The following is an 18,497-nucleotide window of genomic DNA, read 5'->3' as shown; positions in this document are numbered from 1 at the left end:
CCAGCACCGTCACCGAGTGGCCCGCCTCCAACAGGTGCGCCGCCACCACGCTCCCGACGTAGCCGGCTCCGCCCGTGACCAGGTACTTGCTCATGTGTCCTCCTGAGTGCTGCGGCCGCCCGGAGGGTCCGGACGGCTGGTGAACGGGCCCGGGCGGGGCCGCCCGGGCCGGGGTGCCGCGGTGGGGGCTACTCCTCGGTCGGGCCGAGGTCCGGGTGGGGCAGCAGCCGGGCGGTGCGGTGGGACGGGGCGGCGTGCAGTTCCAGCACGGTCAGTTCGTTCGGTCCGGGGCGCAGGGCCGGGCCGGGGACGTACAGCGAGCACTGGGGGCCGCGGGACCAGTGGCGGCCGAGCGGGAAGCCGTTGACCCAGGCGTTGCCCTTGGTCCAGCCGGGCAGGTGCAGGAAGGTGTCGGCGGGCTCGTCGACGTGGAAGGCGCCGCGGTGGAAGACCGGGCCGGGGAGGGGGCCCGCGGCGCCGGTGAAGGAGAGTTCGCCGAGGTCGTCCAGTGGCAGCGGCAGGCTGCTCCAGCCGGTCAGCTCCGCGCCGTTGAGGAGCACCGGCCCGTGCAGGCCCTTGCGGTCGTGCAGGCCCTCGCCGTAGTTGACCCGGCCCTGGTTCTCCACCAGCAGCCGCAGCACGGCGCCGGCCCGCGGGACGTGGAAGGCGATCGCCCGCTCGTGGTTCTCGCGCTCCAGCACGCCCACGGGCTGGCCGTCGACGAACACCTGGGCGCGGTCGGCGACGGCGCCGACCTCCAGCAGGGCGGGGCCGGCGGCGGGCAGCACCGCCTTGTAGAGGACGAACCCGAAGTCCTGGCCGAGCTCCTCCATGGCGAGCGGGCGCAGCGCGGGCACCGGGGTGCCGAGGACGGGCAGGTCGGCCAGCAGCGGGGCGCTCTCGGTGAGGCGCACGACGGTCTCGGGCAGCTTGGGCGCGGTGGCGGGGGCCGGTCCGGCCGGCGGCGGGCCGTACTTGGCGAGCACCTCGCGGAAGGCGTGGTACTTGGCGGTGGGGTCGCCGGCCTCGTCGAGGGGCGAGTCGTAGTCGTAGCTGGTGACGGTGGGCCGGTAGGTGTGCTTGTCGTTGGCGCCGTTGGTGAAGCCGAAGTTGCTGCCGCCGTGGAACATGTACAGGTTGACCGAGGCGCCGGTGGCCAGCAGGTCGTCCAGTTCGCGGGCGGCGTCCTCGGGGTCGCGCACCACGTGCCGGCCGCCCCACCGGTCGAACCAGCCGATCCAGAACTCGGCGCACAACTTGGGCTGCCCGGGCCGCAGTTCGTCCAGCGCGGCCAGGCCCTGGCGGGAGCGGCTGCCGAAGTTGACGGTAGCCAGGGTGCCGGGCAGGGCGCCGCGGGCCAGGTCGCCGGGCTGGTCGCAGGTGAACAGCGGGACGTCCACGCCGAACCGGCGCAGCAGGTCGGCGAGGTGGGCCAGGTGCGAGGTGTCGTCGCCGTACGCGCCGTACTCGTTCTCCACCTGGACGGCCAGCACCGGGCCGCCGCGGGTGGCGAGCCGGTCGGCGACCTTCGGCAGCAGGGCGGCGAACCAGCCCTCGACGGCGTGCAGGTAGCCGGGGTGGTTGCTGCGCAGCCGGACGCCCGGGTCGGTGAGCAGCCAGGACGGCAGGCCGCCGCCCTCCCACTCGGCGCAGATGTACGGGCCGGGGCGGAGCAGCACGTGCAGGCCCTCGGCGGCGGCGAGGTCGAGGAAGGCCGGCAGGTCGAGTCCGCCGTCGAAGCGGAACTCGCCGGGCCGGGGCTGGTGGAGGTTCCACGGGACGTACGTCTCGACCGTGTTGAGGCCCATCAGCCGGGCCTTGCGCAGGCGGTCGGCCCAGTGGTCGGGGTGGATCCGGAAGTAGTGCAGGCCGCCGGAGAGGATGCGGAACGGGGCGCCGTCGAGGGTGAACTCGCCGCCGTCGGTGTCGAGGACGGGCATGGGGTTGCTGCTCCTGGGGTGCTGGAGGGAGGGGGCCGGGGCCCGCCCGGCCGCGACGGGCGCGGGCGGGCCCCCGGCCGGGGGTCACGGAGTGGTGACCTTGAAGCCCTGCTGGTTGCCGTAGTCGGCGATCCGCTGCTGCCAGGCGCTCAGGCCGGCGTTCAGGTCGCCGTTGTTCACGGACTGGCCGACGGTGTCCTTGAAGACCGAGTTTGCGTACACCTGGTAGGGCAGGTACTGCCAGCCGGTGCCGACGGTCGCGGAGGAGTCGGCGAAGATCCGGTTGGCCTGCTGGCCGCCGAGCGCGTCCAGCGGCTTGTCCAGGAAGGCCGGGTCGGTGAGCAGGCCGGTGGTGGCCGGGAAGAGGCCGTTGTCGTTGAGCGAGCGGACCGCCTCCGGGTCGGAGTTCAGCCAGATCGCGAACGCCGCGGCGGCGGCCTGGTGCTTGCTGGAGGTGGGCACCGCGACGGCCGAGCCGCCGTTCTCCGCCGAGACCTTGCCGCCCGCCGACCACTGCGGCATCGGCGCGACCCGCCAGTCCTTGGCGGTGTTCGGGATGGTGGAGGCGATGTTGCCGGGCGCCCAGGCGCCGATCAGCCACATCGCGTAGCGGCCGCTGTCCATGCTCTGCCACCACTCGTTGGTCCAGCCGGGCGCGGCGTCGACCAGCTTGCGCTGGAGCAGCGAGGACCACAGGTCGGCGACCTTCTTGCTGCCCGGGTCCTGGAGGTCGACGGCGACGTCCGTGGCGTCCTTCTGCTGGAACGGCCGGCCGCCGCCCTGCCAGACGAAGCTGTCCAGGCCGCCCGCGTCACCGGGGTCGATGGAGGTGATGAAGCGGTTCGGGTCGGATGCCTTGATCTTCACCGCGACGTCCTCGAACTCGGCCCAGGTGGTGGGCGGCTTCAGGCCGAGCTGGTCGAAGAGCTTCTGGTTGTAGAACATCGCCATCGGGCCGGTGTCCTGCGGGACGGCCCAGACGCCGCCGTTCAGCGCGACCTGCGACCAGGCGGACGGGGTGAACTTCGGCTCCAGGGAAGCCGCCCCGTACTGCTTGAGGTCGACCAGCCGCTTGGAGAGCGCGAACTCGGGCAGCGCGAAGTACTCGACCTGGGCGACGTCGGGGCCGCCGCTGCCGGCCTTGATCGCGGTCTGCATCTTGGTGTACTCGGTGGCGGACTGGCCGGCGTTGACCACGTTCACCTTGATCTTCGGGTACTTCTGCTCGAACAGCGCGACGGTCTTGTCGATGTTCGGCGCCCAGGTCCAGAAGGTCAGCGTGGTGGGGGTGTCCAGCGCCGCGGCGGGGTCGGTGACCGCGGGGGAGGAGCCGGAGCCGTCGGAGCCGCAGGCGGTCAGGCCGAGCAGCAGGGCGGCGGCCGGGGCGAGGACGGCGAGTCTGCGGCGGCGGGAGGGTGCGGGAGACATGGTGCTTCCTTGCTGTGGAGGGCGGAGGGTGAGGTGCCGTCATTCCTTGACGGAGCCGGCCGACAGGCCGGACTGCCAGTAGCGCTGCAGGAAGAGGAAGGCGACCACCAGCGGGACGATCGCCAGCAGGCTGCCGGTGACGACCAGCGGGTAGAAGTCGGTGGTCGTGGCGCCGCTGCCGGCCGCGCCGGTGGCCAGGGAGTTCCACTGGTTGAGGCCGACGGTCAGCGGGAACCACTTCGGGTCGCTGAGCACGATCAGCGGCAGGAAGTAGTTGTTCCAGGTCGCGACCAGGGCGAACAGCAGGACGGTGACGAAGCCGGGGGCGAGCAGCCGCAGCGAGACGGTGAAGAAGGTGCGCAGTTCGCCCGCGCCGTCGATCCGGGCGGCCTCCAGCATCGAGTCCGGCACCGCCTCGGCGGCGTACACCCGCATCAGGTAGACGCCGAACGGGCTGACCAGCGAGGGCAGCAGCACCGCCCACGGGGTGTCGACGATCCCGGCCTTGCTGAACAGCAGGTAGGTGGGGACGGCCAGCGCGGTGCCGGGGATGGCGATCGCGCCGAGCACGGTGGCGGCCAGCGCGGTGCGGCCGCGGAAACGGTACTTGGCCAGGCCGTACCCGGCGGCGGTGGCGATGAACGCCGCGCCGCCGGCGCCGACCACCGCGTACAGCAGGGTGTTGCCGAACCAGCGCAGGTAGATGCCGTCGTCGTAGCTCAGCACGTGGCCGATGTTGCCGAACAGGTGGAAGCCGTGGCCGAACCAGAGGCCGAAGCTGTCCATCAGCGAGGCGGTGTCCTTGGTGGAGGCCATGAACAGCCACACCAGCGGGAGCAGCGCGTAGCCCAGCATCAGCGCCATCGCCAGGGTGAGCGCGTTGCTCGCCCGGCCGCGGCGCGGCCGCCGCCTCGTGGTGGTGGGGGTCCTCATGCGCCCTGTCCCTTCCGCATCGACCGGAGCTGGACGGCGTAGGCGATCACGGCGGTGACCCCGCCGAGGACCACGGCGACGGCTGCCGAGTAGTTGAACTGCTGGCCGTTGAAGGCCAGGTTGTAGGCGTACATGTTGGGCGTGTAGCTGGTGGAGACCACGTTCGGCGCCAGCGACTGCATCACGTTGGGCTCGTTGAACAGCTGGAAGGTGCCGATGATCGAGAACACCGTGGCCAGCACCAGGGCCGGGCGGACCGCGGGCAGCTTGATGCTCCACGCCTTGCGGAACTCGCCGGCCCCGTCCAGCGCCGCGGCCTCGTACAGCTCGGTGGGCACGGTGCGCAGCGCGGCGTACAGGATCAGCATGTTGTAGCCGGTGTACTGCCAGGTCACCACGTTGCCGATGGACGCGAGCATCCAGTGCGGGCCGAGCAGGTCGGGCAGCTCCGTGCCGAAGAAGTCGCCGATCTGCCCGGCCAGCCCGAACCGGTCGCCGTACAGGTAGCCCCACATCAGCGAGGCGACCACGGCGGGCACCGCGTACGGGACGAAGACGCCGATCCGGAACAGGCCGGGGCGGCGCAGCCGGCCGCTGTCGACGGCCAGCGCCGCCAGCAGGGCCAGTCCGAGCATCACCGGCACCTGCACCAGCAGGAACAGCAGCACCCGCCACAGGCCGGCCCGGAACAGCTCGTCGCCCAGCGCCCGCCGGTAGTTGTCCAGCCCGACGAAGACCGTGCCGCCGATCAGCCGGTCCTGGAACAGGCTCAGGTACGCGGCGTAGCCGAGCGGCGCGGCGACCCCGACCACGAACACCACCAGGAACGGTGCGAAGAACGCGAAGCCCCAACCGCCGTACCGGGCCCCGCGGTTGCGGTTGCGGCGGATGAGGCGGGTGGCAGGGGCGGAGCGAGACCGGACGGTACCGGGGATGGTGCGCTGCGACGTGCTCACGGGAAGTGCCCTTCGGCGGATGTTTACGCCAACATGGCGTTGGCGACGAGTGTTGACCCGGTGTTGCCGGGGCGTCAAGCCGTTGTTGCGTCGTGATGCCGCTTCGTGATCGGGCGATGACCCTTCTGTTCCGGTGAAATGCCAGGTCAGGGCGGTCGGTGCGAGGAGGGCGAGCGGTTCGAGCGGTTCGGCGGCCAGGTCACGACCCGGCATCGGCGGACCGATCGGCTTGACTCCGGTGTGGCTTTGCTTCTTTCATTGTTGTATCACGTTTAATCATGTTCGATTTTTTGTTGACTTCGATGCGCGGTTTCGTGCCGGTCCGGACTCCCGCGCCAAGGAGCGTCCTCTCGTGCCCGGAACCGTCCCCTCCTCCCGTGCCGCCTCGGCCGTGGCCGCCGAACTCGGCATCGACCTGAAGGGGGTCACCTTCGGCGGCGACGCCAGCCGGACGGTCGGCGAGGTCGGCAAGCGCGCCGCCGGGGAGTTCGTCAACGGCAGGGACGTCGGCGCGCTGGCCGGCCGGCATTCCGCTCACCTTCCGCACCGGCTCCGGTCGGCCCGCCTCCGGCAGCGAGGGCCTCGAACTCAAGGCCATCACCGCCGCAGGGCCCGGCGGAACCCTGCTCGCCGCCGGGCCCTGCTCGGCTGCCTGGAGAACGGCCGCACCGTCCAGGGCATCAACCCCTTCTGGCGGAACGCCGCCCAGGGCGCCCTGCTGGTCGTCGCCGTGGTCGTCCAGCAGCGCCGCAGCGGCGAACGCGCGGGGGCTGCCCGCCTGACGCCCCGACGGGCTTCCGGCTGCCCGCCCCGGGCCGAGGTGGACCGCCCCACGGGCGTGGCGGTCCGGCCCGGCGGCGGGAAGCCGGAACGGCGGGCCGGCCGTTGAGGGTCGGCCGCGCCCACCGAGTCACCGCCCCGACTGCTCCGGCAGCCGGGGCGGTGGCTTTCCCCGTTCCCCCGCAGCGCTACCATGTTTACGCAGACATGGAGGAGGAGCGCATGGGGCAGGACCCGACGCCGGACGGCACCGCCCGGGGCAGGACGCGGCCGCCGTCCCAGGCCGACGTCGCGGAGCTCGCCGGAGTCTCCTCGCAGACCGTCTCCCGGGTCGCCAACAACCGCAGCAACGTCGAACCCGAGACCCGCGAGCGGGTGCTCTCGGCGATGCGGGTGCTCGGCTACCAGCGCAACAGCGCGGCCCGGGCGCTCACCCTGGGCCGCTTCCACGTCCTGGGCGTGGTCACCTTCGACGTCACCGCCCAGGGCAACGCCCGCACCCTGGCCGCGATCTCGCGCGCCGCCCAGCGGGCCGGGTACTCGCTGAACGTGGTCTGCGTCGAGGACCAGACCGAACGCGCCGTGCAGCAGGCCGTCCGCCAGCTCACCGACCAGGCCGTGGACGGACTGGTGGTGATCGAGGCGCAGATCCTCGACCGGCCCGGCTTCTCGGTCACCTCCGGCGTCCCGGTGGTGGTCGCCGACGGCGACCCGGAACGCCGCTTCCCCTCGGTCGACACCGACCAGGCCGCCGGCGCCGCCGCCGCCACCCGCCACCTGCTCGGCCTCGGCCACCGCACCGTCTGGCACCTCGGCGGCCCGCAGGACTCCTACGCCGCCCGCCGCCGGGCCGCCGCCTGGCACGCCGCGCTGAAGGCCGCCGGGGCGCCCGTCCCCCCGCTGAAGTACGGAGACTGGACGGCCGAGGACGGCTACCGGATCGGCTGCGAACTGGCCGCCCGCCCCGACGTCACCGCGGTGTTCGCCGCCAACGACCACCTGGCGCTCGGCCTGCTCCGCGCCCTGCACGAGGCGGGCCGCCGGGTCCCCGAGGACGTCAGCGTGGTCGGCTTCGACGACCTGCCCGAGGCGGCCTACTACCTGCCGCCGCTGACCACCGTCCGGCAGGACTTCGAGGAGGTCGGCCGCCAGTGCGTGGCCCGGCTGCTCGACCGGATCGACGCCCCCGACGCGGCCGGGGACGCGCCGGTCGTGGTGGCCCCCGAACTGGTGCTGCGGGCCAGCACCGCACCCCCGCCCGCCCCGCGCGGCTGACCGAACGGCGGCGGCGGGCCCCACCTCCGGGTAGGGCCCGCCGCCGTTCGTTCAGCCGGTCAGCCGACCAGCAGCTGCTGCCCCGGCGCGCCCGTGCAGGGCCGCTGCACCAGCGCCGCCCCGTCGGCCGTCGAGGAGCCGTTCACGTCCAGGCACTCGCCGCTGTGCCGGGCCAGCAGCGTCACGTACCCGGAGCCGGTGTCGCGCACCGACCACTGCTGGTTCGTCCCGCCGTTGCACGGGTACTGCACCAGCGGCGCGCCGTCCGCGGTGGCGGCGCCCGACACGTCCAGGCACTGGCCGGTGGACCGGACCACCACGTTGACCTGGCCGGGGCCGCCGGCCGGCCGCAGCGTCCACTGCTGGTCGGTGGCGTCGGCGCAGGTGTGCTGGACCACGGCGGTGCCCGCGGCGGTGGAGCCGCCCGCGACCTCCGCGCAGCGCCCGCTGAGCCGGACCTTCAGGCCCTGGTAGGCGTCGGCCGCGGCGGAGCCGACCGCCCAGGACTGGTTGCCGCCGCCGGTGGGCGTCCAGGCGCCGACCGGCGCGCCGTCCGCGGTGGACTGGTTGCTGACGTCCAGCAGCAGGCCGCTCGCCCGGTTGACCAGGGTGTCGTGCCCGTCGCCGGTGGTGGACAGCAGCCACTGCTGCTGGGTGGAGCTGCCCGCGGCGACCAGCGACAGCGCGCCGCCGCCGACGCTGAGCGCCTTGCCGCTCCTGGTGTTGGTGATCCGGTAGGCGGCGGTGGAGTCGTACGCCCCGGCGAGCCGGGTGAAGTTCCACTGCTGGGTGGTGTCGGTGGTGTTCGGGGTGCGCTGGACCACGGCGGCGCCGGAGGCGGCCAGGGCGAGGCCGCTGCGGTCGTTGATCAGCCGGCGGGTCCGGCCGGTGGGGACGGTGGCGGCCGCGGTGGCGGTGCCGGTGGCGCCGGGCAGCACGAAGGTGGTCACCGAGCCGGGGCCGACGGTGGCGGTCAGGGTCTTGGCGGCGGTCGCGGCCAGGTCGGGTTCGCGGACCAGGTTCTTGCCGCCGTCGGTGGTCCACCGCTGCACCGGCACCGAGGTGTCGACGCCCTGGAAGCCCGCCAGGTCGAGGGTGACGGTCCGCGCGGCGCCGGTGGAGTTGGTGTACACCGCGACCGCGCCGGTGCCGTTCGGCCGCAGCGCGGCCAGCGTGTCGGTGGAGTCGGTGGCGATCACCCGGGCGCCGGGCCGGACGAAGCGGCTGTAGTTGGCCATCGCCCAGTACTTCTTGTTCAGCCGCAGCGGCTCCTCCGCCGGGTCGGCCGAGTTCAGGTCGACCTGGACCAGGCCCCAGTTGGAGTTCTCGTGGGCGGGCGTCATGTTGGCGTAGTCCTCGACGGCCTGCCACATCACCCAGGCGCCCGGCTCCAGCTCCCGGACGTCGTCGGTGATCCGGTGCGCGAGGTCGAGCGCGGGCGACATGTCGGTGAAGCTCTGCGGCACCGAGCCGCCGAGGTCCACCTCGGACATCCAGGCGGGCAGCCCGGCGCCCTTGGCGAGGTCGCGGACGGTGCCGCGGCCGCCGGTGGAGTAGGTGTGGGTGTTGAGCTTGCCGACCGCGGCGCGGGCGGCGGCCGGGTAGGCGCTCCAGTCGGCGCGGAACAGGTCCGGGTCGGTCTCGTCCATCGCGGCGACCGGCGTGGCCAGGTGGGCCGCGTCCAGCGCGGCCCGCACGCTGGTGGCCAGGTGGGCCTGCGAGGCGGGGTCCCAGTGCGAGCCCTCCTGCGGGCCGCCCGCGTGCCAGTACGAGGTGCCGGGCTCGTTCATCGGCGACAGCGAGGAGAAGGTGACGCCGGTGGCGGCCTGGGCGCGCTGCAGCGACCCGGCGAGGTAGGCGGCGAACCGGTCGTACTGGTCGGCGCGCAGGTTGTCCCACGAGCCGTCGGCGGCGCCGGAGACCAGGCCGCTGTTCGTCATGAAGTACGGCGCCGAGTTGGAGAACGCCTCGAAGGTGTCGGCGCCGCGGCTCTTCGCGGCGGTCAGCCACCAGCGCTGGGCGGCGTCGGCCTGCGGGTTCCAGTCGTCCGGGTCGCCCGGGTCCCACCAGTTCGGCTGCTCGGTCCAGCCGGTGGGGTCGCCGCCGGGCGGCCCGTACGCGGCGGGCCGGTTCCAGTAGCCGGGCACGGCCGCGCCCGGGCGCAGGTAGGGCGCGGTCTCCGGGCTGTCGCCGCCGCCGATGTCGTAGCGGGCGACGGTGAAGCCCAGCCCGTCCGCCCCGTACAGGGCGTCGGCGAGTTCGTCGCGCTTGACGTCCGGCCAGTCGCCGGTGGCGTTGGCGAACCAGGCCAGCGCGGTGCCCCAGCCCTGGAACGGCTGCTGCTGGTAGCTGGGGTCGAGCCGGACGGTGACGTGGGCGGCGGCCTCCACGGCCGCGGCGGGCGGGGCGGCCAGGGTGCCGGCGGCGAGCGCGGCCAGGGCGGTCAGGGCGGCGGCGCGGGCGGTGCGGCGCTGTGGGGACACGGTGTTCCTCCGGGGGCGGGCATGCGGAACGGCACGTCCCTCGCCGGGCGAGGACCAGGGACGTGCCGTCGGGTGGGGGTGGTGCGGGTGGGGTGCGGGGAGGTCAGAGCCAGGACGGGCCGCGCCGCCACAGCTGGTTGGAGCCGGAGTTGCAGGTCCACTGCTCCAGCGCGGTGCCGTCGGCGGTGGACTGGTTGGTGACGTCCAGGCACTTGCCGGAACGCCGGTCGACCAGCCGGACGTTGCCGCTGCTGTCGGCCTGCTGCACCTGCCACTGCTGGGAGTTGGCGGTGGAGCAGGTGTTCTGCACCACGGCCGCGCCGTTGGCGGTCGAGTTGCCCGCGACGTCCAGGCACTTGCCGCTGTGCCGGGCCGTGATCTGCACGTAGCCGCCGCTGAGCGGCTTGAACCAGAAAGTCTGGTTGGCGCCCCAGCCGCAGGACCACTGGATGGCCTGCGCACCCGCGGCGAACGAGTAGTCGGCGACGTCCACGCACTTGCCGCTCTGCTGCCCGGTCAGGTTCTCCCAGGTCGCGGCCATCGGGGCGACGGTGCCCGCCGCGGTGTCGACGGTGATCTGCGGGGAGTCGCCCATCGTCATGCTGGTGTCGGTGGGGAAGGTCAGCGGCAGCCACACGTACTGCGAGTCGTTGACGGTGCCGCCCGTCGAGTTGCCCCAGCGGTCGCCCATGTACAGGTAGCCGGTGCCCGAGGTGCCCTGGACGGGCAGCACGTACGCGGTCTGGCTGCCGTAGGTGACGCCGTCGCCGATGTTGGTCAGGCCGCTCCAACTGCCGGTGATGCTGCTCGCGGTGCCGTACATCTGCTGGTTCGGGGCCCAGCCGGTGGCGCCGGAGGTGAGCAGGAAGTACACGCCGTTCCGCTTGAACAGCGCGGGCGCCTCCCGGGAGGAGCCGTTCCACAGGCTCTGCACCTGGGCGTCGATGCCGGTGTAGTCGGAGGTCAGCCGGTAGACGTGCAGGTCCCGGTTCTCGTTGGCGGCGGAGACCATGTACGCGGTGCCGTCGTCGTCCACGAAGGTGGTGATGTCCCGGGACATCTCGCCCAGCGGCCGGAAGCTGCCGCGCCAGCCGTAGTTCCCGTCCACGGTGGAGGAGACCGCGACGGCGGCCCGGGCCTCGCCGTAGTCGGTGGCGCTCTCCTTGTGCATCCACATCACGAACTGGCCGGTGGCCCGGTTGTAGATCACCTTGGGCCGCTCGATGTTGGCCGAGGCCAGCTCCGGATCGGTGGCCTGGGTCAGCACGTGGTTGCGGAACTCCCAGGTCTTCAGGTCGGCGGAGCGGTACACCGAGACGTACCGGAAGCTGTTGTCGGCGTTGCGGTCCTCGCCGAACCAGTAGTAGTACGCACCGACCTTGATCACGCCGCCGCCGTGCGCCTGCACGGCCGCACCGGTGGTGTCGGTGAACTGGGTGCCGTTGACCACGGGCACGGGGGCGGCCTGGGCGGGGGCGGTGCCGGCGGCCAGCGGCGCACCGAGCGCCAGCAGGGCGCACAGCAGCACGGATCTCGTACGCGACATGGGGGAGTACCTCGCGGCTTCGGGTGGGGTGGGGTGGGGGGAGCCAAGCATGTTGGCGCAAACAAGCGGCTGGGGGAGAGTCTCGGATCGGTGTTCGTTTGTGTCAAGGGCTCCGACGGGACGCATCGGAAACCCGGTCGGCATCCCGGGCATTTGACCAGCTCAGAGCGGTCGGAACCGGCCCGGGCTGGGCGAGCTCCTGCCATCACCAGGCGTTTGATTGTGTTGAATCAGCACCGGAAGGGCCGGGAGGTGGGCGGGGAACGACTCAGGACCGCACTATCCTGTTGATCCGTGAACCACTTCCGAGCGGTGTGAAGGAGACCCCGTGGCGGACCAAGCACTGCTCGCCCCCCAGCGCCGGGCACTGATCCTCGACCTGGTGCGCCGGACCGGCGCCGTCCGGGTCGCCGACCTGGTCGAGCAGTTCGGCGTCTCCGACATGACGATCCGCCGGGACCTGGACGAACTGGCCAGGTCCGGCGAGGTGGAGAAGATCTACGGGGGCGCGGTGACCAGCGGCGCCCGGACCGAGGAGCCGGGCTTCGAGGCCAAGGCGCAGCGCGAGTCCGCGGCCAAGGCCGCCCTGGCCGACGCCGCGGCCGCCCTGGTGGAACCCGGCAGCGTGGTGGCGGTCTCGGCCGGCACCACGGCCCACGCGGTGGTGAGCCGCCTGCTGGACGTCCGCGGCCTGACCGTCGTCACCAACTCGCTGCCGGTGGCCGACCTGCTGCGCGAACACGCCGCGAAGCACCCCGGCGGCGGGCCGACCCTGCTGCTCACCGGCGGCACCCCCACCCCCTCCGCCGCCCTGGTCGGCCCGCTCGCCGACCAGGCGATCCGCTCCCTGCACGTCGACCTGCTGCTGATCGGCGCCCACGGCGTCAGCGAACGCGCCGGCCTCACCACCCCCAACCTGGCCGAGGCCCAGACCAACCGCGCCCTGATCGCCTCCGCCCGCCGGGTGGTGGCGGTCGCGGACCGCACCAAGTGGGGCGTGGTCGGCCTGAGCGCCTTCGCGGCGCTCAGCGAACTCGACTGCTTCGTCACCGACTCCGGCCTGGACCCGACCGCCCGGGCCGTGCTCGGCGAACAGGTCGGCCGCCTGATCGTGGCCGACGCCCTGTAGCGCCCGCCCCCACCCCGCGAACACGAGGCATCCCCCGCGAACCGGCGCGATGCGACCGCCGTGACCGAACTCCCGCTCCGGGGAGCAGGACCGCCGACTGGCCGCCGGCGGCGGCGGGCCGGCCCGGATGCGCCCGGCGGGTCCGACGGACCGTCACCGCCGTTACCGTGCAGGGATGATGACCGTACTGGTGAACGGCCTGCCCGGCTCGGGCAAGAGCACCCTCGCGCGCGCCCTGGCCGCCGAACTCGGCCTCCCGCTGTTCAGCAAGGACGCGGTGAAGGAGACCCTGGCCGACCGGCTCGCCGCCCTGCGGGTCCCCGACCGCCGGGAGTGGAGCCGGCTGCTCGGCATCGCCGCGGGCGAGACGCTCTGGACGCTGCTGCGCGACGCCCGCGGCGCGGCCGTGCTGGAGGCGCCCTGGTTGGGCGGCCCGATGCGCGGGACGGTCCGGGCCGGACTGGACGCCGCCGGGGTCGCCACCGCGCAGGAGGTGTGGTGCGAACTCCCCGCCGCCCTGGCCCGCCGCCGCTTCGAGGACCGGATGCCGCACCGCCACCCCGTCCACCCCGAGCGCCCCGGCGAGCCCGACGGCCGCTGGGACGCCTGGTCCCGCGAGGCCGCCCCGCTCGCCCTCGGCCCGGTCCACCGCGTCGACACCACCGCCCCGGTCGACGTCCCCGCGCTGGCCGCGGCCCTGCGGCGGGTGCACGCGGAGGGCCCCGGTGCCGGGCCCGCCGGAAATCCCGGTACCCCGCCCGCCCCGGCAGGAGTAATATGCGAAAGCCATTAGAGACCATTACATGCTTGGAGCGCACCCATGCCCGACGACGCCACCGTCCCCGAACTCGTCCGGGCCTGGACCAGCGGGTGGGCGGTCTCCCGCGGCGCCGCCGACCCCGTCCCCGAACCCTGGGGCTGGAGCATCGACGTCGGCCAGACCCGCCAACTGCGGCGCCACGTGCTGCCCGAGCCCGCCGAGGAGGAGGTCCGCACGCTCGCCGGGAGCACCACCGCCCCCTGGACGTGGCTCAAGCTGTTCGCCGAGGACGAGCGCGTCCTGCCCTGGATCGGCCGCGGCTGGCACCAGGGCACCCCCGGGTACCTGATGACGCTCCCGCTGCGCCCCGAGCGGGCGGCCGCCCCGGCCGGCTACCGGATCACCACCTGGAGCCGCGGCGGCACCGTCCGGGCCCTGGTCCGCACCGCCGACGGCGCCTTCGCCGCCCGCGGCCAGATCGGCCTGGCCCCCGCCACCCCGCTCGGCGGCCGGACGGACGCCCCGCTGCTCGCCGTCGCCGACCAGATCGAGACCGATCCCGGGCACCGCCGCCGCGGCCTCGGCACGGCCCTGATGCGCACCCTGCAGAACGAGGCGCACGCGGCGGGCGCGCGCACCGCCCTGCTGGTCGGCACCACCGAGGGCCGCGCCCTCTACGGCAGCCTCGGCTGGACGCTGCGCTCCCCGATGGTCAGCCTGTGGTACGACCCCGCGACGCCCGCCGCCCGCCCGCACGGCGGCTCCTGACGGAGCGGCCACGGCGGGCGGGCGGCGGAGAGGAGGAGCGGGGAGCGGAGGCTCAGGCGGCGATCAGCAGGCTCCGGCGGGGGGCGATCACCCGGCCGTCCGGCAGCAGCTCACCGGTGTCGTCGAACAGCAGCACCCCGTTGCACAGCAGGCTCCAGCCCTGCTCGGGGTGGCGCGCGACCGGGACGGCCGCCTCGCGGTCAGCCGACTCGGCGGACGGACACTCGGTTCGGTGCTGGCACATCCTTGTACCTCGCTTCGCTGAAATCTTGCACCGGATCAGGTGTGAAACGGCGTCAGCCGGGTAGGACGATTGGTCCTCCACCCGACCGACACCAGTGTCCGACTCCGCGGGCGCTCGCGCAGCCATTTGGTGACATGCGCCACAGAAGAGCGTGCGAGATCACCCGACCGGGCGGGAGACGAACGGATCCGGGCACGAACGGGCCATGCCGAACCGATCCGATCGGATCAGTGCGGCATGGCCCGTCCGGGTGGTGCGCGGTCCTCCTGACGGTGCGCCGGGTCGGTCGGCCGAGCGGCCCGGTCAGCCGATCAGCGCGGTCGGCTGCGCGGCGCCGGCCCGGGCCGCGTTCGCCCGGGCGGCGGGGGAGCGCTCCAGCCGGGCCAGCAACTCGGCGGCGGGCAGCGCCTGGTGGGCGGCGACCCCGAGCGGGGCCGGGGCCAGCGGGATCAGCAGGTCCTCCCCGGGCTGGCCGCCGTGCAGCCACAGCGCCGAGGCGTAGTGCTCGGGCAGCGACAGCAGCCGCGGCTCGTACCGCCCGGGCGTGCCGTGGGCGAGCTGCCAGGCCTGACGCAGCGCCCGCACGGTGGAGTCCAGGAACGGGCCGGCGCTCAGGTGGGAGAACACCGGGCCGTCCGGACCGCTGACCACCTCGGCGGCGGCCAGCACCCCGTCCAGCCCGTCCTCGGTGAACTCGCCGACGGTCAGCGGCACCTCCGCCGCTCCGCCGCCGCCACCCCCACCCGTGCAGCCGCTGTGCCCGCAGGGCGCGGCCGCTCCGGACCCGGCCGCCGCGGGCGCGCTCCCTCCGGGCGCGCCCGCTCCGGGGGAGCTCTCGCTCAGCAGGAAGCGCCAGCCGGTGCACTCGGCCCCGGCCAGTCGGGGCGCGGGGCCGCGCAGGGCGTGCACGGACAGTGCGAGCAGCGGCCGGGGGCGGCCGGCGCTATGGCGCAGGACGGTGGCCGAGGACGGCGAGAGCTCCGCCTCGGGCGCGAGGGCGGAGAGCGCGGCGCGCAGTGCGCCGGCCGGGGGCTGGGACAGGTGCAGGGTCATGGCTGGGTCGCCTCTCCGTGCGTGATCGGCGTGCCGTTGCGGCATACCGGCATGGCGCCGACATGAGGGAGGTCTGGCCGTGTCCGGTTGTGCGTGGGCGCCGAGTGTGGTGGGCGGGTCGTCGACGAGAGTCCCTCGGCATCGTGGGTGTCTCGGACGGCCCTGACCGGGCCTGAGCGGCGTGCGAATTCCATTCGAACAGGTGCGCAGGGTGACCTTCATATCACGTTCGGTTGTGGCACACAAGTCGGGAAGTCGCTGACTGATCGTCAACAACCCTGTCTCGCCCGGGTGTTCGGATCTCGGGATATTGATCTTCGAGCGGGGCATGATGCTGGGGCACTGTCGACCGAGGGGAGGGAAGGCACCCGTGGGCGAGAAGGTCGTGGCGACCCGGGCGGAGCTGGCCGACCGGCAGCTGTACCGCCGCAAGCTCCAGTCCTGTCTGGACGTGCTGGAGCGGATGCTCAGGGAGGAGCGGTTCGACCGCCCTAAGGCGATGATGGGCCTGGAGATCGAACTGAACCTGGCCGACGAGCAGGGCCTCCCGGTGCTCGGCAACGAGCGGGTGCTGGACGCGATCTCCTCGGCGGACTTCCAGACCGAACTGGGCCGGTTCAACATCGAGGTCAACGTCGCCCCGCGCCGCCTGACCGGCCACGTCTTCGAGGACCTGCGCGAGGAGCTGGACACCGGCCTGCGCTACGCCGACCGGCGGGCCGCCGCCGCGGGCGCCCGGATCGTGATGGTCGGCATCCTGCCCACCCTCGACCTGGAGCACGCCGGGCTGGACGCGATGAGCCGCAACGACCGCTACAGCCTGCTCAGCGACCAGATCCTGGCCGCCCGCGGCGAGGACATCGCGCTCGACATCGACGGCGTGGAGCGCCTCGCCGTCGACTCGGTGTCGATGGTCGCCGAGGCCGCCGCCACCTCGCTGCAACTGCACCTGCAGGTCACCCCCGCCCGGTTCGCCTCGGTGTGGAACGCGGCCCAGGCGATCTGCGGCGTGCAGCTCGCGCTCGGCGCCAACTCCCCCTTCCTGTTCGGCCGTGAGCTGTGGCGCGAGACCCGCCCGGTGCTGTTCCAGCAGGCGTGCGACACCCGTTCGGCCGAGCTCAAGGCCCAGGGCGTGCGCCCCATCACCTGGTTCGGGGAGCGCTGGGTCGACTCCGCGCTCGACCTGTTCGCCGAGAACCTGCGGTACTTCCCCGCGCTGCTGCCGATCTGCGACGACGAGGACCCGGTCAAGGTGCTCTCCTCCGGCGGCGTCCCCCGGCTCGGCGAGATGCGGCTGCACAACGGCACCATCTACCGCTGGAACCGCCCGGTGTACGACGTCGCCGACGGCGTCGCCCACCTGCGGGTGGAGAACCGCTGCCTGCCCGCCGGCCCGACCGTGGCCGACACGCTGGCTAACGCCGCCTTCTACTACGGCCTGGTCCGGGTGCTGGCCGAGCAGCCCCGTCCGATCTGGACCAGGCTCCCGTTCGAACAGGCCGACGAGAACTTCCGCAACGGCGCCCGGCACGGCATCGACGCCGTCCAGTGGTGGCCGCGCGGCGGCCGCGGCGCCCGCGGCCAGGTCGAGCTCCCGGCCACCGACCTGGTGCTGAACGAGCTGCTGCCGCTGGCCCACCAGGGCCTGGACGAGTGGGGCGTCGAGCCCCGCGACCGGGACCGCTACCTCGGCATCATCGAGCAGCGCTGCCTGCGCCGCACCAACGGCGCCGCCTGGCAGGCCGCCACCGTGCACCGGCTGCGCGAGCACCACAACCTCGGCCCGAACGAGGCGATCGCCGCGATGACCCGCCGCTACATCGAGTGCATGCGCAGCGGCGAGCCGGTGCACACCTGGCCGGTCGACTGAGGCCGAGGCCGCGGCCGCGACCGCAGTCGCCTGCGGCGCTTCACGGGCGGCTCATCTTCCTGTGAAAGGATGATCGGCCCGGGGCGGCAGCACGCCCCGGGCCGATCGTCCGCCCCCGGGAGACCCGTGACCACCGCCTCGGCCGAGCCCGCCACCACCCCCCAGACCCCCTCGCGCCGGCTGCTCGCCGCCGAACTGCTGATCGTCCTCGGTCTCTCCCTCGGTGCCAGTGGCATCACCTCGCTGATCAGCTTCGTCGGCTCGCTCACCGAACCCGCCGGCCTCGGCAGCCAGGTCGCCACCCTGAACGCCTCCCGCGCCCCCGGCCGGCCCTGGCTCGACCTCGCCTGGCAGCTCTACTACGTCGCCCGCGGCCTGATGCCGGTCGTCCTGGTCGGCTACCTGCTGCTGCGCGAGGGCAGCTCGCTGCGGGCGCTCGGCTTCGACCTGCGCCACAAGCTCTCCGACCTCGGCCGCGGCACCCTGGTCGCCGCCTGCATCGGCGGCTCCGGCCTGGCCCTCTACCTGGCCGCCCAGGCCGCGGACTTCAACCTCACCGTCGCCCCCTCCGGCCTGCCCGACGTCTGGTGGCGGATCCCGGTCCTGGTCGCCTCCGCCTGGCAGAACGCCGTCCTGGAGGAGGTCGTGGTGGTCGGCTACCTGCTGCGCCGCCTGCACCAGCTCGGCTGGGGCCGGCCCGCGGCGGTCGCCGCCAGCGCGGTGCTGCGCGGCTCCTACCACCTCTACCAGGGCGTCGGCGGCCTGGTCGGCAACATGGTGATGGGCGTGGTCTTCTGCCTGCTCTACCGCCGCTGGCAGCGGGTCGGCCCGCTGGTCGCCGCGCACGCCCTGATCGACACCACCGCCTTCGTCGGCTACGCCCTGCTGGCGGGCCACGTCAGCTGGCTGCCCTGACCGCCGGGCCCCCCGCCGCGGGCCTGACGGCCCGTCACCCCGCGGCGGTAGGCTGACCCCGACGGCCGGGGGACCGGAGTACGCACGACAGGGGAGGGCGACATGGACGGACGGACCGGCACGCACGGCGACCGGGTGCGGATGATCACCGACGCGCTGCACAAGCTCACCGGCCAACCGCCGACCGTCGAGCGCCCGCACGGCGCCGGCGCGACCCGGATCTCGGTGCGGGTCACCGAGCAGCCCGACGAGACCCAGACGCTCGCCGTGCTGCGGGTGCTCCGGCTCGGTGACCGCTTCGGCCACAGCGAGCGCGCCCGCTGGGAGCGGATCTGGGTCGAGGTCGCCGACCGCCCGCGCCCCGCGCCCGGTCCCGCCGCCCCCGCGCCCCGCGTCCGCCCGCAGCCGGCGCAGCGC

General features: G+C 73.7%; 16 protein-coding genes and 1 pseudogene. 8 read left to right on the top strand and 9 right to left on the bottom strand.

Features of this window, described 5'->3' with window-relative positions; all coding sequences use genetic code 11:
• The 5 genes and pseudogenes from ACWEO5_RS33320 to ACWEO5_RS33300 form a co-directional block, all read right to left on the bottom strand.
• Positions 1-94: pseudogene (locus tag ACWEO5_RS33320) on the bottom strand (NAD-dependent epimerase/dehydratase family protein); the annotation flags it as partial.
• Between the two features lie 94 nt (positions 95-188).
• Complete coding sequence (locus ACWEO5_RS33315; protein WP_452165870.1) at positions 189-1,940, bottom strand: glycoside hydrolase family 35 protein; 1,752 nt, start codon at positions 1,938-1,940, stop codon at positions 189-191.
• Positions 1,941-2,024: 84 nt separating this feature from the next.
• The gene (locus ACWEO5_RS33310) at positions 2,025-3,368 is read right to left on the bottom strand and encodes an ABC transporter substrate-binding protein (protein ID WP_452165869.1); all 1,344 of its coding nucleotides are present in this window, start codon (positions 3,366-3,368) and stop codon (positions 2,025-2,027) included.
• A 39-nt stretch (positions 3,369-3,407) separates the two neighbouring features.
• On the bottom strand, positions 3,408-4,301 hold the full coding sequence (locus ACWEO5_RS33305; RefSeq protein ID WP_452165868.1) for a carbohydrate ABC transporter permease: 894 nt from the start codon (positions 4,299-4,301) through the stop codon (positions 3,408-3,410).
• Positions 4,298-5,257 carry a carbohydrate ABC transporter permease gene (locus ACWEO5_RS33300; RefSeq protein ID WP_452165867.1) on the bottom strand — a complete coding sequence of 320 codons (960 nt, stop codon included), beginning with the start codon at positions 5,255-5,257 and terminating at the stop codon, positions 4,298-4,300. The genes ACWEO5_RS33305 and ACWEO5_RS33300 overlap by 4 nt, the downstream gene beginning before the upstream one ends.
• Positions 5,258-5,609: 352 nt before the next feature.
• On the opposite strand from ACWEO5_RS33300, the gene ACWEO5_RS33295 reads away from it, so the two are divergent.
• Entirely contained in the window at positions 5,610-6,146 is a 537-nt protein-coding gene (locus ACWEO5_RS33295; RefSeq protein ID WP_452165866.1) for a hypothetical protein, read from the top strand.
• A 113-nt stretch (positions 6,147-6,259) separates the two neighbouring features.
• The gene (locus ACWEO5_RS33290; RefSeq protein WP_452165865.1) at positions 6,260-7,312 is read left to right on the top strand and encodes a LacI family DNA-binding transcriptional regulator; all 1,053 of its coding nucleotides are present in this window, start codon (positions 6,260-6,262) and stop codon (positions 7,310-7,312) included.
• Positions 7,313-7,371: 59 nt separating this feature from the next.
• Here the strand turns inward: ACWEO5_RS33290 and ACWEO5_RS33285 are convergent, their stop codons facing one another.
• Both ACWEO5_RS33285 and ACWEO5_RS33280 read right to left on the bottom strand, forming a co-directional pair.
• Complete coding sequence (locus ACWEO5_RS33285; RefSeq protein ID WP_452165864.1) at positions 7,372-9,795, bottom strand: RICIN domain-containing protein; 2,424 nt, start codon at positions 9,793-9,795, stop codon at positions 7,372-7,374.
• 103 nt (positions 9,796-9,898) lie between these two features.
• Positions 9,899-11,341, bottom strand: coding sequence for an RICIN domain-containing protein (locus ACWEO5_RS33280; RefSeq protein WP_452165863.1), 1,443 nt, complete (start codon positions 11,339-11,341; stop codon positions 9,899-9,901).
• Positions 11,342-11,669: 328 nt separating this feature from the next.
• Between ACWEO5_RS33280 and ACWEO5_RS33275 the strand changes: the two genes are divergently transcribed.
• From ACWEO5_RS33275 to ACWEO5_RS33265, 3 genes are all read left to right on the top strand, one after another.
• Entirely contained in the window at positions 11,670-12,470 is an 801-nt protein-coding gene (locus ACWEO5_RS33275; RefSeq protein WP_452165862.1) for a DeoR/GlpR family DNA-binding transcription regulator, read from the top strand.
• Between the two features lie 175 nt (positions 12,471-12,645).
• Entirely contained in the window at positions 12,646-13,263 is a 618-nt protein-coding gene (locus ACWEO5_RS33270) for an AAA family ATPase (RefSeq protein ID WP_452165861.1), read from the top strand.
• Between the two features lie 27 nt (positions 13,264-13,290).
• Positions 13,291-13,998: a GNAT family N-acetyltransferase gene (locus ACWEO5_RS33265; protein ID WP_452165860.1), complete on the top strand. Its 708-nt coding sequence runs from the start codon at positions 13,291-13,293 to the stop codon at positions 13,996-13,998.
• A 52-nt stretch (positions 13,999-14,050) separates the two neighbouring features.
• Here the strand turns inward: ACWEO5_RS33265 and ACWEO5_RS33260 are convergent, their stop codons facing one another.
• A complete protein-coding gene (locus ACWEO5_RS33260) occupies positions 14,051-14,242 on the bottom strand; it encodes a DUF5999 family protein (RefSeq protein WP_033251206.1) in 192 nt (63 codons plus the stop codon).
• A gap of 303 nt (positions 14,243-14,545) precedes the next feature.
• A complete protein-coding gene (locus ACWEO5_RS33255) occupies positions 14,546-15,295 on the bottom strand; it encodes a hypothetical protein (protein WP_452165859.1) in 750 nt (249 codons plus the stop codon).
• 370 nt (positions 15,296-15,665) lie between these two features.
• On the opposite strand from ACWEO5_RS33255, the gene ACWEO5_RS33250 reads away from it, so the two are divergent.
• From ACWEO5_RS33250 to ACWEO5_RS33240, 3 genes are all read left to right on the top strand, one after another.
• A complete protein-coding gene (locus tag ACWEO5_RS33250) occupies positions 15,666-17,165 on the top strand; it encodes a glutamate--cysteine ligase (RefSeq protein WP_452165858.1) in 1,500 nt (499 codons plus the stop codon).
• Between the two features lie 126 nt (positions 17,166-17,291).
• The gene (locus ACWEO5_RS33245) at positions 17,292-18,080 is read left to right on the top strand and encodes a CPBP family intramembrane glutamic endopeptidase (RefSeq protein WP_452165857.1); all 789 of its coding nucleotides are present in this window, start codon (positions 17,292-17,294) and stop codon (positions 18,078-18,080) included.
• A 102-nt stretch (positions 18,081-18,182) separates the two neighbouring features.
• The coding region (locus ACWEO5_RS33240; protein ID WP_452165856.1) for a hypothetical protein at positions 18,183-18,497 on the top strand (315 nt) is incomplete at its 3' end.

Source organism: Kitasatospora sp. NPDC004272 (genome assembly GCF_053603035.1).
Note: the sequence above shows the minus strand (reverse complement) of the source record. Positions and strands in the feature narration are given on the sequence as shown.